We start from the raw sequence: 13,952 nt of genomic DNA on the forward strand, positions 1-13,952 counted from the left end.
GCCAGACGCTTCTATCATGCGACCATATGTCATCATTAACGCCGCAATGAGCGCAGACGGGAAGCTCTCTACACGGGAGCGGCGGCAGGTCCGCATCTCAGGGTCCGATGACTTCGCCCGCGTTGACAGGATGCGTGCAGAATGTGATGCAATCCTCGTAGGGATTGGAACAGTACAAGCAGACGACCCATCCCTGACGGTCAAGTCTCCTGACCTGAAGGCTGCCCGGCGAAGAGAGGGACGCCCCGAGAACCCGATCCGCATCGTCCTTGACTCCCATGCCAGGACACCGATCACCGCGGATATTCTTGTAAAAGGAGAGGGGGAGAGGATCATTGCTGTTGCAGAAGATGCTGAAATGGAGAAGATACGGGCTCTTGCAGAGCATGCCATGATCATCAGCTGCGGAAAGGGACGGGTTGATCTGCCATATCTTCTGAACAAACTATCAGAATCGGGGATAGAGACGCTGATGGTCGAAGGTGGGGGAACCGTCATATGGTCGTTCCTCAGTGAGGGACTCTTTGATGAATTGATCACCTATATCGGTTCATGCATCATCGGCGGGGCGGCAGCACCAACACTTGCAGATGGCGAGGGCTTTATCAATGAGTCTCAATTTCCAAGACTGCATCTTGAGGAGGTGCAGAGGATCGATGACGGACTTCTGATTCGTTGGAAAAGAAAGGTGGATGGGTAGCGTATTCCACCATTATTCGCGGGACGCTCCTTATCTGCTCCTATACTCAAAGAGGCCGTCGTTGATGACAACAACCTCTCCTGTATTATAGAGAACAGTCACTTTGACCCGATCTGTACCCCGTGTCCCGGTAAATGTAATGGATTCACCCATTCTTGGGCGTGCCATCGATTGTTCCTCTACCCTGCCATCTGAGGCATACATTGTCGCATCCAATCGAACAATAGCACTCATCCCCCTCCCTCCATTAAAGGTTACATAGATATCAGTCCTGAGGGGATCCCGTGATATTGTTGCCTGCACATCCTGGCCCGGTGGCATCGTTCCCAAAGGACCCGGAACCAGCAGATCCTCCGCTGGCGCCGGCTCGGTTGGAACAGGTGTTATTTCAGGAGTCGGGGTGACAACTCCGTTTGAATCCGGAGATTCCACACACCCTGCGGTTAACAGTGTGGCGGTGATGATGGCGATGATCATCAGGGAGAGTATCTGCTTCATATGCCATCATTGGAAGATCGCCTATATTATTCTTTCGCAACACCGGATAGTTGCAGGAATACAAACCCCAACCGGAGATCAATCCTGTATCCTTCATTATCCTCAATGATCCAATAACAATACACGGACATCTCAGGTATCATCCTTATTCTCGTGCTGGGGGGGATTGCATGCCGCCAGATCGGAGGGATTCGGCTTCCCATCTGGGGCATGATGCTTGCGGGAGCGGGAGCTGTTCTTATCTGTGGCAGTATCACTCCGACCGAGGCACTCCATGCAGTCAATATTGAGATCATCATCTTCCTCTTCTCTGTCTTCCTCATCGGATCCGCCATGGAAGAGAGCGGGTATCTCGGGTATCTTGCACGAATCATCTTCTCAAGGGCAGAAACACCAGGGCAGCTCATCTCCCTCTTCATCCTGACGATGGGGGGTTTCTCCGCTCTCCTGATGAATGACACACTTGCCATCGTTGGAACCCCCATTGCCCTTGCACTTGCACGGACCTGCGAAATACCGGACCGCATTTTCCTCCTTGCACTTGCAGGGGCGATAACAACGGGAAGCATCATCAGTCCGATCGGGAACCCGCAGAATCTTCTTATTGCAATCGGATCCGGAATGGAGAACCCGTTCCTCACCTTCATAGCAGTGCTCTTTATTCCTACAGCTCTATCAGGACTCATTCTCTATGGTATCATCCGGAGAATGACGCCATCCCTTCCTGCTGTATTGCCACCGGTTCTTCCTGAAGCGGGGATCAGGGATCAGAAACTGGCTCGTCTCTGCAGGCTATCCCTTGGCATCTTTATCGGCCTGATCATCCTGCGTATCATATGCATCGCAACAGGCCATCCGCCAATGTTTACCCTCCAAACGATTGCGGCAATTGCCGCAGCCCCGATCCTCCTCTCTCCACACCGCTTTGCCATCATGAGGAGTGTTGACTACCGGACACTCCTCTTCTTCGTTGGTCTCTTTATCCTGATGGAAGCGGTATGGATCGGGGGGACCTTCCCCGGCCTCATCCCACAGAACCTGATACACTCGATCCCATGGCTGATCGGCGGTGGCATCCTCATCAGCCAGATCATCTCGAATGTGCCTTTTGTTGCATTGATCATCCCCTCCCTGATGGAAGCGGGCTCTTCGGAGATAATCTTCCTCGCCCTTGCCGCCGGGAGCACCATCGGAGGCAACCTGACCATACTCGGTGCGGCAAGCAACGTCATCATCATCCAGAACGCCGAGCGGCGTGGAGCAACGATCACATTCATCGAGTTTCTCAGATTCGGGATTCCGGTGACGATCCTGCAGGCTGCTGTATTCATCGGATGGTTCGCTCTTATCGCCTAACCCAAGCCTTTTCCCTGAGAAGATCCTTCCATTGATTGCGGAGAGACGGAGATGAAACTCAGATGGGAGACGAAACTTGGTATCGTGCTCATATCCCTTTCCATCATCATCTATGGTGCCAAGTTCCTCATCATCGGCGATGTGGGGGAGAGCAATACCCTCACCTATATCTTCAATGCCCTCGGTTTTCTCCCAATTAATGTCCTTCTGGTCACGATAATCCTCAACCAGCTCCTTGCTGTTCGATCACGTAGAGAAAGGCTCCAGAAGATGAATATGGTAATAGGGGTCTTCTTCTCCGAGATCGGATCGCATCTCCTGAAGATCCTCTCTGATGCCGATCCCGATCTTGATACAATCCGAGGAGATCTTCTCATTCGCGACTCCTGGACAGACCGGGAGTTTGACACAATCATCGCAACCCTGAACGGATTTCGGCAGACGATCAGTATCGAGAGGATCAATCTCATCGAGCTGTATACAATGGTAAGAGGACACCGGGATTTCCTCCTCCGCCTCCTTGAAAACCCGGTCCTTCTCGAACATGCCACCTTCACCGAGAGCCTCAGGGCGGTATTTCACCTCTCCGAGGAGCTGGAGAGCCGGGGGGATCTGAGTGCCCTTCCAGAGTCTGATCTTGCACATCTTGCCATCGATCTCCGCCGGGTATATGATCTCCTCACCCCCGAATGGGTTGAGTACATGCGATATCAGAAGACCCATTATCCCTACCTCTTCTCACTGGCGATGCGGAAAAACCCCTTCGATGACAATGCCAGCCCTGTCATCCGGGAGGAGAAAAATATATAACCTCACAAATGTAAGTTCGGGCATCGGGAATAACCCGGATATGAGAGGTGAAAAAGATGTCAGAACTGTACAAAAAAATCATAGCTGAGGCAATGGGTGCCCAGCGTGCCGATGTTGAGACGGTAAAGAAGAAGAGGGGGACGCAGTTCACCCTGAGCGATGCACAGCCTTATGTGGATGCGGTTAAGAAGATGACGGTCGCATCCGGCCAGAGTGCGGCAGTCATTGACCTGCACAAGACCTCGGTCACATCACATTTCGATGCACTGAGCAAGCTGACAAAGGCGATCCGGCCTGAGGATGATCCTTTCGTTGAGCATTATCAGACACCGGTCGTCCTTGAGATCCTCTGTGATGAGGACAAGAAATTTGAAAAGAGCCTGGAAGCCTTCGTAAAACAGATAGGAAAGTCCGAGGCGCTCATCGGACGGGAGTCTGCCCGAAGGTATGCCGGCTTCTATGGTCCGACCTGTGTCGTCGACTTTGCCCTTATCCCCGGTAGTACAAGCAATGTTGTCAACCAGATTCTGAAAACCACCGATATTCCGACAGACCACAAACAGGCGATCCTTGCTGCGAAATCCTGGGGAATGAACACCAGCTACGGTGTTGGTGAGGTCTTTGCAACACAGATTGAAGCAGGTGACACCCTGGCTGATGCCTCTGCAAAAGAGGTGAAGCAGCTTCAGGCGATCTATGAGAGCCCGGTCAAAGCCCAGGCAGAGTTGATGGACGGTGCGGGACATACCTCATTTGATGTCAGGAAGTACATGGAGGATTACCGCCGCATGATTACACCTGCCGTGAAGGCAGCCATCGATGATGGCGTTCATTACGGAAACATTGCAACCATCCCTGCCTATTGTGTCGGAGATATCGCCCATCACATCGCCCAGTCGACCTTCAACATGTGTAAGGACGACGTCATCATGGCGACGATTGAGGCGGTCACCGAGGTGATGCAGAAGACACTCGATGCAAATGTCGAAAAATTCAAGAGCGAATATGATATCCTCTCTGTTGTAACGGGATCATCAGCCGCTGCAACAGAGTATATCCTGGAGCTTGACGGATTCAACGCCCCGATGATCGTGGATCTTCTGACTAAGCGTTTCCACAATCTTGTTCAGCTCAACCCCACCCGGGGGGCAGCTGCAGAGCTGCACAACTGTGACTTCATGGACATGCTCTACCGTGGATGGAAGATCATCGACCGGGCACGGAGGACAAAGGCGGGATCGAATGACCTGCTCGCACCGAAGGTCGCAGGGTGTACAATCGATCTCTCTCCAATCCATGAGAATGAGATCCTGATGAATCCGCAATGGTATGCATACCCGGCATGTGCCATCACCGTCAGGGCATCTGCCCTGATGCGTCTCTCCGACTATCCATGCCTCCTGACGAGCGAACCCGTCACAGCGACGATGATGACAAACATCATCGCACTCCACAAAGAGACTGCGGCGGCTCCTGTTCGTTCATGCAAGGACTGTGCAGCCGCGTGTCTTGTTGACTTCAGGCACCAGTACTGTGAGTACAGGGATGCGGTATAGAGCAGGTGAACAGATATGAAATGTTATATCTGTGCAGAAGAGGGGAAGGATAGTGATGCGGTTGCAATCTGCATCGTCTGCGGGATGGGAGTCTGTAAACACCATGCTATCAGGGAGGAAGTTGAGAAGTGGGAGGGGGGCTACCCCTTCCCTGCAAAGAAGCTGAAGACAAGCATTCCAAGAATTCTCTGTCCCCCCTGCCATCATGCACTTACATCTTAAGGAGTTGATGCAATGACATCATTAGCCAAACGATGTGTCGCTGAGATCGTCGGGACCTTCATTCTCGTCTTCTTCGGAGCGGGAGCAGCGGCAATAACCCTGATGATCGCAAAAGGGGAAGAACCCCTTACCGATTTTAATATCGGGATAGGGTACCTCGGGGGTCTTGGAGACTGGCTTGCCATCGGTCTTGCCTTCGGTATCGCCATCGCCGCTGCGATTTATGCACTTGGAAGGGTCTCCGGAGCCCATATTAACCCGGCGGTGACGATCGCTCTCTGGGCATCAAAGCGGTTCCCGACTGCGGAAGTAGCACCATATATCATCGCCCAGCTGATCGGAGCAGCTCTTGCAAGCACCCTCTTCTTTGCATGTGTCGGCCCTGATGCCGTCCTCGTCGGCGGGCTCGGTGCAACCGCTCCATTCCCCGGCATCACCTATGGCCAGGCCATCCTCGTCGAGGCGATCGGCACATTCCTCCTGATGCTCGCCATCATGGGAGTTGCCGTTGACAAGCGGGCACCTGAAGGGTTTGCAGGACTTATCATCGGCCTGACGGTCGCCGGCATCATCACGACAACAGGAAATATCGCAGGGTCGTCCCTTAATCCGGCCCGTACATTCGGCCCGTACATTGGCAATACCCTCTTTGGTGGTGGAAATCTCTGGGAGTTCTTCCCGATCTATATCATAGGACCGATTCTGGGAGCCCTGGCCGCAGTCTTCCTTTATGACTGGCTAACCTCCGAATGATTCTTCCTATAACCAACATCCTTTTTGATTCTGCGATCAACAGTGATGCGACAGACCATGGCAGATGTTATTCTGATTAATGCAAGCCCCCGTGCAGGGGGGAATACCGAACAGGTACTCGAAGAATGCAGCAAGGCACTCCATGCCGGAGGATGCAGTACCCGGGTGATCAGTCTGCGTGGCAAGCAGATTCAGTCCTGTATCGCCTGTTACACCTGTAAAAAGACCGGTGTCTGTTCACTCGATGACGGGGTAAACGAGATGATCGACGAGATCAGGCAGGCCGACGGCCTCATCATCGGATCCCCGGTCTACTTTGGAACCGCACGCGGTGATCTGATGTCGGCAATCCAGAGGATAGGGATGGTCTCGCGGGGATCGGATCAGTTCCTCTCGCGGATGGTCGGTGGGCCAGTCGCAGTAGCGCGAAGAGGGGGCCACACCGCCACAATCCAGGAACTCCTGATGTTTTACCTCATCAACGATATGATCGTCTGTGGGTCAACCTACTGGAACATCGTCTTTGGAAAAGAGCCAGGCGATGTGCAGCAGGATACAGAAGGTCTCGATACTATCCGACGATTCGGAGAGAATGTCGCATACTGTATCAGCCAGGTAAAAAAGTAAGAAGGTTTTCAGACCGCATGGAAACAGGTGCACTTTACAACATCGGCAAAATACGCCTTGCAGCAGGAGAGGGTGCCACTCTCCTTTATTATTGAAGTCCCGCAGTACTTCAGCTGAACACGGGCTGATGTCCGCTCGCGCTCCTCAAAATGATGGCCATGTGAGTACTCGATCACCCGCTTCATCGAGATGGAAACCGCCTGGACTGTAAGGATAAGCCCTGAGTCTCCGGGGGAGAGATCTTCTGCGGCAATACTTGTCAGGAAGATATGATCACCCGGTTGCACCTCGGAGATGGTGATAATATTATGGGCACTCTGGAGTTCTATGGTACGTGGTTTGCCAATTTTAAGATCGGCGATTACCTGTGGGGATATCCCCGTTAACGCTGCTACCATCATGATGATTCACCCATACATTGGAAGGTTTTCTTTCTTCTGTGGTCCAACTTCAGCACTCTGAACCTCCTCAGCAAGCCGTTGCATTGTTGCTTCGATCTCTTCTGCCTGCTCAAGCAGGGGCGCCGTATCGATCCCAAAGGAGTAGAGCTGGTTGAGAACCTCAACTGCCGAGACTGCCGCCCGGGGATCAGGGTTGTTCACCGTCTCTCCCAGAAGGCCCATGCAGGGTATCTTTCGTAGCTTGCATTCTGTCAACAGGCTCGATGCAATCCCTGAAATACTCCCCATCGGAAGGATGATCGTATGGTCAGCAATACGTTCAGCCGAATCGGAGTCGCTTGCCACCCCAAATACCCTCTTCTCCGGCTCGTTCGTAATAATACCGGCAATGGTAACGATCTCTTTGACATCATACCCGGCAAGCCAGTCAAGGATGCCATTAGCAACCTCATAGCAGATCATCGGATGAATCGGAATATCCGCAACAAAGGCAACAAACCGATCTTTCTCATAGATCCGAATCGCCGCATTGACCACCCCTTTCTGCATCATCGACATGGGAGGGAAGAAACGGCTTGTTATATCGCCAACATGGGCAAAATCCATCTGATCGACAAGGTACTGCAGGGCAATGCTCCCGACAAGACCGGATCCCGGAAAGCCCATCATCACAACAGATCCCTTCTCACTGAGATCCTGTGATATGATCTTTAAATCACTCGTATCTCTGGACATTAAAATTACATATAACCCACCCCAAAATAATACTATGCAGGAATATCAGGTAAAGAGAGGTCTGACAAAAGATCTTGAGGAACGACTGCTCAGCGGTTTCATTGACATCTTCGGCGTAGAGGCGGAAGAGAAGGACGGACACTATTGTATCGCCTATGGTGCCATCAAACGTCTTGAGGTGTGGTCTGGTGAAAAGGGGAAGACGGTATATGTCGATACTGAATCGGATATCACCGCATCTGATGATCTGATCCTTGATTCAAATAAAAAGTTCAGGCAGTACCTGGATCATATCACTGGTTTCTCAACAAAAGAACGGGTCAAGCGGGCAAAACCAAAAGAGTAGAAAAAAATTATTCAATAATTATAGCCGGTTTGAAGGGGAGGGCCATTCCTGCTTTTGCATGCATGCTCTCTTCTGCAAAAACGACCTCAAATGCAACCTTAAACTCCTTCTCCAGGAAGGAGAGGGTCCGGGTGAAGACGGCCATCTCATCCGGGGGATGCGATACAATCTCTGAAACGACCTGGGGTGGAAGGCTGTGGATAAGCTTTGTCACCTGCGTGATGGTCGTGATCGCCTCCTTGCCACGGGTTCGCATCGATGCATCCTTCATCAGCTCTTTTGTCACCATACGGTGATCCTCGGAAGTAGCAACCGTTTTGAAGATATCATACTTCCATGAGGGGGCGAGGCAGAGTATCACCTTCGATGGTGTCATCGGGATGATCCTGATGATGGACTCGATATCCTCAACAGTCCGCATGATGAGATCCTCCGCCTGCTCAATTGCCGGATTCAGAAGACCGGGATCCGGCAGAGGCCATTCTGCATATGATATGAGCCCTTCATGGCCGAGTTCACCCCACAATTTCTCACAGGTGAAAGGAATGATGGGTGCAAGGAGCCTGGCCCATACATCAGCGACACGGTGCATGACAGCGCCCCCATCGGATCCTGGAGGGAGCCGCCTCCGATACCACTTCAGGTCAGACTCGATCCCAAAGTATGCTTCCTGGAGGGCCTGACGGGTCTGGAAGAGTTCAAGTGCCGTGGTTGTCTGTTCGATCCGCCGCTGAAGGCGTGACAGAAGCCATGCATCTACATCCGTCTCCCCTGATGATGATGCCGCCTCCTGCACATAGGAGGTGAGCCGCTCAATCTGTTTCCGGGTGGATGAGACGAGTTCATTCCTCCAGTCGAAGTCCTGCCAGGGCTCGGCTGAACCGATCAGGAACATACGGACGGTATCTGCCCCAAACTCATCTGCCGCATCCTCAAGGAGGAATACATTCCCTTTGCTTGAGGACATCTTTGCCCCGTTGAGCAGACCCATACCGAAGACAACCATACCCTGTGGCTGAAGTTCATCAGGGAAGATGGCGCGGTGATGGAAGAGCTGGAAAGTCAGGTGGTTTGATATGAGATCCTTGGCCGAGAAGCGGTGGTTGTAGGGGTACCAGTACAGGAATTCGGATCTGAGCGAGTCCAGAACCTGACGATCAACCTCCTTTGGATCACCCACTCCAAGGAAGATATAATCAAAGACTTCAGGGGTGAGAGACTCCGGAGGAATATCACTGATACGGTGTGCAATGGTATAGTACGCCATATAGACCGTCGAGTCTGACAGGGGCTCAAAGAGCCAGCTGGAGTCCCAGGGAACCCGTGTTCCAAGCCCCACCCGACGGGTGCATGCCCAGTCCTTCAGCCAGTCCACGGTGCGGTCAAACTCAGCACGAACCTCGGGTGGAACAAGGGCAAGAGAACTGATCTGCTCATGGACCTGTGCCTTCCACAACGGATCGCTATAGGTCAGGAACCACTGATCGTCCAGTATCCTGACATATGCCCTGCTTCCGCACCGGCAGACGACCGGTTGGGTATCAAAGTCAAAGAACCGGATGGATCCATAGTCCAGTTCCATAATCTCCCCAAGATCATCGCGCGCAACACGGACCGGCTTCCCTTCGTGCTCTCCGCAGAGGGGAAGGAGTTTTCCACGGGTAAATTCAGCCCCATAGACCTCCTGGGTCACCTCATCCATCCTGGGATCAAGCTGGTCATGGATGCCGGCTCGTTCGACTGCCTCCTGTGCAGGAACTGCACCATATCCATCCACTGAAATAAGAGGGATCGGAACGATATCCGTATATTCCCCCTTCTGCTGGAGGTCACGGAGGGCAATATAGTCATAAGGGGCATGCGCTGGAACACTCATCACAACCCCTGACCCCATATCAGGATCGACAAAATGAGCAGGAAGAATCCGAACATCCCCTGAGAGCGGGTGGGAGACGGTTGATCCCACGAGGTCCGCGCCATCAACCTCCCCAACAATGGTGACGGTATGCTTCTGCATCGAGAGTTTCCCGGCAGCCTCACGGGAGATGAGCCAGAGGGCACCATCAACCTCTGCGTGTACATATCTGACATCCGGGTTGATCCAGAGGTTTGTAACACCAAAGATCGTCTCCGGACGGAGCGTGGCACAGGGGATCAGGAAGCCGTCTGCTTCGAAATTGACAAAGATAAATTTGACAACCTCCGCACGGTCACCCTCAAGAAGATCATGATCCCCGACCGGATTTTCGCATTGTGGACAGTATTTAACCGGATGAGCCCCCCTGACGACACGCTCCTGAGCATAGAGATGGCTGTACTGCCATTCGATGAACTTTGAATACTGGGGAATAATGGTGGTAAACCGGCGCCGCCAGTCTATCGAGAGGCCGAGCCGCCGCATCACGCGCTCATATTCGTTGGAGAAGTGCTCAACTATCGCAAGTGGATCAGCAAAACCCGCAAGGACGTCTTCCGGTACCTTATAGAGATCACGATAGAGGGTTATCGTATTCTCATCACCCCGTGCAATCCGCTTTGAGATCCCGATTACAGGAGATCCCGTCACATGGAATGCCATCGGATAGAGAACCTGCTTCCCCCGCATCCTCCAGAAGCGCGCGATGACGTCGGGGACAATATATGTCCTTCCATGGCCGACATGCATCGCTCCACTTGGATATGGATATGCGACGGTCAGATAGTACTTCTCCTTCTCTGATGGATCGGATTCAAATGCCCGCTTCCATGAACCGGCCACCCCGGCCTCTGCTATATGTATTGGATCTTCGGTCACGCTAAGCTCCCCTTTACAATTAGTCAACAGGGCGAACCCTGATATCTTCACCTGCCTCGAACCGCCTGATCATCTCCTGGGCGATTGAGTTGTTCCGGGCAAGGAGGATCTCCCCGCTCTCTTCAACAGTCCCTGTGAAGAGATACTCCTTCCCTGAGAAGACATCCACAATCTTGCCGGAATGTTCGGGGCAGATCAGGGCGAGCTGTTTTTTGTCAGTCCGTATCTGAATACTCTGTTCAGATGAGACAGCTTTCAGCGGCATCTCCTCCACAGCATCATCATCGGTATCACTGAGTTCTGACCGGGATCTGATATCGATGCCAACCCCGACTTTATTGACGATCCCGGAGATGTTTTTGCCACCTTTCCCGATCGCGGCAGGAATATCCTGGTCATCGATGAAGACCGTCGCTTTGGTGTCTGAGATCATCCGGACATCAACAAATCCCTCGGTGAACCTGCCGATCTCTTTCTGAATCTCCTTTTCAATCACTTTCCAGTGAGGGGGTGTCTGAGGTTGTGGAGCGGATACCTCCGGTTCTGATGACAGGGTGTCGTTCTCCGGCTCTTCCAGTGCATTCTCCGGAGAATCTGCCGGCCCCGCTGAAACAACGATCGTCTCCCCCCCAAAGCGGAATATCTCAACAACGGGAGTTCCGTCTGCACTATTGCTGATCGTCACAACTGGGGAGGGGGGTATCTCCACACCAAGATCAGCAAGCCCAGTTGGCCGGTCTATCGAGAAATCAATGGTAAATACCTGTTCAATCTCTCCATCAGAGACGAAGATGATGGATGAGATGACCTGGGGGAGAAGGCAGTAATCTATCCTTCCGATGAGCCGCTGGATGGCATCCTGCACCCGCTGTGCATGCATCACGCCGACCATGCCAATTCCGGAGAGCTGGAGATCTGCATATATCGCAAAATCATCCTTTTTTCGTATCTCATCAAAGATTACAAAGTCGGGGCGGACGAGCATCAGCAGTTCTGCGGTTGCTTCCATACTCCCTTCAAGAGAGGTGTACTGCGTGATATGATCAGGAACCTGGAGATCGCGGGGTGCCTCCATCGTCTTGACGACGAAATCACGGTCCGCAAGGAAGATCGCAATGCTCTGTGCGAGGGTCGACTTCCCCGAACCCGGCGGTCCAACGATGAGGGTGCCGCACCTGTCACTGACAATGCCCTCTTTGATCTCTTCTGCGCGGTCATAATCATCGAGAGAGATATGGGCGATGGGCCGGACCGCAGAGATCTCCATCCCGTCTGAGAAGGGGCGGCGGGTGATGGATATCCTGAGTGAGCCGATCTGGACAACGGTAACACCACGCTTCTCTATCTCGATAAAACCATCGGGATCGCGTTTTGCTCGTTCCAGAATCTCCTGTGCGAGCCGCCGCAATTCATATTCAGTCATCGGAGCCTCGCGTATCGGCACCAGGCGCATCTCCTTGAGGCGGCCTTTCCTGGCATACGGGGAGACCCGATCCTTGAGATAGACGGCGATGGTATTCTCATCAAAGAAGTTATCAATCAGGAGGGGGGTGAAGTTCTCCTGCTGCGGTTTGAGATAGATGACCTCAAGTCCCCGTGCCCGCGCAACCTCGGCCTGAACCACATCAGAGGTGACGAAGGTGGCATCATATTCTATAGCGGCGTTTCGTATCATCGCATCTATCTCACCACCGCTTGAGAGTTTCACCTGATCAAGACGGGGGCGCTCTCCCACAAACTTCAGTTCAAGGAGACCTTCATCGCGCATTCTGCAGAGTTCCTGAATCTCGGTGAGGCCAGAAAACCCTATCTCACGACCATGGTTGGCCTGCGCCTCAAGTTCTGCAAAAACCGCCTCCGGAATGATTATTGTAGGGTTTTTGCAGTCTCCATTGTGTATCATTGTTGTTATGCGTCCATCGATGACGACGCTTGTATCGGGTACCAGTTTCATAAAAAATCTACCATAAGGTACGTGTCATTCATCGTTATTATTTGTACACTTTATCAGGATCAACTATTCTCTCAAAGAGAAGATTCCCATCGATAGATCGATAAAAGCATGATCGGTATCCCATATGGCACGCAGCACCGGACTGGGTAACCATATACAGAAGGGTATCAGCATCACAGTCCACACGGATCTCATGAACCCTCTGAAGGTGACCACTCTCCTCACCTTTCTTCCATATTTTCCGCCTGCTCCGGCTGTAATAATGGGCATAACCGGTTCTCCGGGTCAGCTCCACCGCCTCCTCATTTGCCCATGCAACCATTAAAACGATCTGCGTCTCCGTATCCTGAACGATCACCGGAATGAGGCCATTTTCATATACAGGTTCGATCATGCATCTACACCCCGGTAAGAATGGTGATCAGGGTAAAGAGGATATCCCCGATGAAGAACGAGACGAAGAGGCCGGCGGTGATCGGGATGAAGAAAGGAACACCATATGATATCCAGACGGACCCCGCCTTCGCATAAAGCTTTCGTTCACGTATGAACTCTTCGGGATGCTCCCGGAGATCACGCGTATAGACCCGATCATCGCCTGCCATCCGACGAACCGCTTCTGAAAAGGGCATGAACCGCCGCCTGACACCATCCTCAGTCTCCTCAAAATCCTCGATCACAAAGCCAAAGACTGTCGTGAGCTTCTCTGCAGGTACCGGGTATCCGATGAAACGATGCAGCAGAGGTGCCCGGTTGCCCCTGATAGTATTGTAGAGGAAGAGTACCGGCGGAATACAGAGGTTGAGAATAAGAGCGTTTGCAAGGACGCTGAAGACGAAGAGAGGTACCGGAGAATATCCAAGCAGTGGTTCGATGGGGAAGATCGGGATGAGAAGTGCGATGAAGATGAGACCCCAGGCATCGGCACCACCAAAGAGCCCGAAGTACGCGATCCCGTACATCATGATGCAGAATATTAACGTTGCGATAAGCACCATCAGAAACCAGGCAGGATCTCCTTTCAGGAGGAGATAGTAAACATATGCCGAGAAAGGGGCAGAGAGGAGGATCATAGGGTACCATGTCCGGAAAGGCACCCTCCGATCGCGGATATCAAGAACCGATCCATAGAGAAAGGTTGCTGCAACTGCGATGAAGACAATGATCAGGGGGGGGATCATGGAGAATGATATCTGACTA

General features: G+C 52.4%; 15 protein-coding genes. 8 read left to right on the forward strand and 7 right to left on the reverse strand.

What is annotated here, in order from left to right; genetic code table 11:
• The first annotated feature begins 16 nt into the window (after positions 1–16).
• Positions 17–700 (forward strand): 2,5-diamino-6-(ribosylamino)-4(3H)-pyrimidinone 5'-phosphate reductase, encoded by a 684-nt coding sequence (locus J2T58_RS03180; RefSeq protein WP_253487368.1) that lies wholly within the window; start codon positions 17–19, stop codon positions 698–700.
• A gap of 30 nt (positions 701–730) precedes the next feature.
• Here the strand turns inward: J2T58_RS03180 and J2T58_RS03185 are convergent, their stop codons facing one another.
• Positions 731–1,198: a hypothetical protein gene (locus tag J2T58_RS03185; RefSeq protein WP_253487369.1), complete on the reverse strand. Its 468-nt coding sequence runs from the start codon at positions 1,196–1,198 to the stop codon at positions 731–733.
• Positions 1,199–1,351: 153 nt separating this feature from the next.
• Here J2T58_RS03185 and J2T58_RS03190 point away from each other — a divergent pair, with 153 nt between their 5' ends.
• The 6 genes from J2T58_RS03190 to J2T58_RS03215 are packed head-to-tail and all read left to right on the forward strand — an operon-like array spanning position 1,352 to position 6,522.
• On the forward strand, positions 1,352–2,554 hold the full coding sequence (locus J2T58_RS03190) for an SLC13 family permease (RefSeq protein ID WP_366518430.1): 1,203 nt from the start codon (positions 1,352–1,354) through the stop codon (positions 2,552–2,554).
• Between the two features lie 51 nt (positions 2,555–2,605).
• Positions 2,606–3,364 (forward strand): MJ1433 family protein, encoded by a 759-nt coding sequence (locus tag J2T58_RS03195; protein ID WP_253487371.1) that lies wholly within the window; start codon positions 2,606–2,608, stop codon positions 3,362–3,364.
• Between the two features lie 56 nt (positions 3,365–3,420).
• Complete coding sequence (locus J2T58_RS03200) at positions 3,421–4,920, forward strand: DUF2193 domain-containing protein (protein ID WP_253487372.1); 1,500 nt, start codon at positions 3,421–3,423, stop codon at positions 4,918–4,920.
• Positions 4,921–4,935: 15 nt separating this feature from the next.
• Positions 4,936–5,142: a DUF2180 family protein gene (locus J2T58_RS03205; RefSeq protein ID WP_253487373.1), complete on the forward strand. Its 207-nt coding sequence runs from the start codon at positions 4,936–4,938 to the stop codon at positions 5,140–5,142.
• A gap of 12 nt (positions 5,143–5,154) precedes the next feature.
• Positions 5,155–5,895, forward strand: a complete 741-nt coding sequence (locus J2T58_RS03210; RefSeq protein WP_253487376.1) for an MIP/aquaporin family protein — start codon at positions 5,155–5,157, stop codon at positions 5,893–5,895.
• 45 nt (positions 5,896–5,940) lie between these two features.
• Complete coding sequence (locus J2T58_RS03215; protein ID WP_253487378.1) at positions 5,941–6,522, forward strand: flavodoxin family protein; 582 nt, start codon at positions 5,941–5,943, stop codon at positions 6,520–6,522.
• 8 nt (positions 6,523–6,530) lie between these two features.
• On the opposite strand, the gene J2T58_RS03220 is transcribed toward J2T58_RS03215, so the two are convergent.
• Together J2T58_RS03220 and J2T58_RS03225 are read right to left on the reverse strand one after the other, a co-directional pair.
• Positions 6,531–6,923 carry a DUF473 domain-containing protein gene (locus J2T58_RS03220; RefSeq protein WP_253487380.1) on the reverse strand — a complete coding sequence of 131 codons (393 nt, stop codon included), beginning with the start codon at positions 6,921–6,923 and terminating at the stop codon, positions 6,531–6,533.
• Between the two features lie 6 nt (positions 6,924–6,929).
• Positions 6,930–7,658, reverse strand: a complete 729-nt coding sequence (locus J2T58_RS03225) for a proteasome assembly chaperone family protein (protein WP_253487382.1) — start codon at positions 7,656–7,658, stop codon at positions 6,930–6,932.
• 34 nt (positions 7,659–7,692) lie between these two features.
• On the opposite strand from J2T58_RS03225, the gene J2T58_RS03230 reads away from it, so the two are divergent.
• Positions 7,693–8,004 carry a DUF5611 family protein gene (locus J2T58_RS03230; RefSeq protein WP_253487384.1) on the forward strand — a complete coding sequence of 104 codons (312 nt, stop codon included), beginning with the start codon at positions 7,693–7,695 and terminating at the stop codon, positions 8,002–8,004.
• Positions 8,005–8,011: 7 nt separating this feature from the next.
• Here the strand turns inward: J2T58_RS03230 and leuS are convergent, their stop codons facing one another.
• Genes leuS through J2T58_RS03250 form a run of 4 tightly spaced genes read right to left on the reverse strand, consistent with a single transcriptional unit; the run spans position 8,012 to position 13,933 of the window.
• Positions 8,012–10,798, reverse strand: a complete 2,787-nt coding sequence (gene leuS / locus J2T58_RS03235) for a leucine--tRNA ligase (protein WP_253487386.1) — start codon at positions 10,796–10,798, stop codon at positions 8,012–8,014.
• A 19-nt stretch (positions 10,799–10,817) separates the two neighbouring features.
• A complete protein-coding gene (locus tag J2T58_RS03240) occupies positions 10,818–12,752 on the reverse strand; it encodes a PINc/VapC family ATPase (RefSeq protein WP_253487388.1) in 1,935 nt (644 codons plus the stop codon).
• Between the two features lie 37 nt (positions 12,753–12,789).
• Complete coding sequence (gene hisI, locus J2T58_RS03245) at positions 12,790–13,143, reverse strand: phosphoribosyl-AMP cyclohydrolase (protein WP_253487579.1); 354 nt, start codon at positions 13,141–13,143, stop codon at positions 12,790–12,792.
• A gap of 7 nt (positions 13,144–13,150) precedes the next feature.
• Positions 13,151–13,933, reverse strand: coding sequence for an A24 family peptidase C-terminal domain-containing protein (locus tag J2T58_RS03250; RefSeq protein ID WP_253487389.1), 783 nt, complete (start codon positions 13,931–13,933; stop codon positions 13,151–13,153).
• Positions 13,934–13,952: the final 19 nt, after the last annotated feature.

The organism is Methanocalculus alkaliphilus (assembly GCF_024170505.1).
GTDB classification, from domain to species: domain Archaea; phylum Halobacteriota; class Methanomicrobia; order Methanomicrobiales; family Methanocorpusculaceae; genus Methanocalculus; species Methanocalculus alkaliphilus.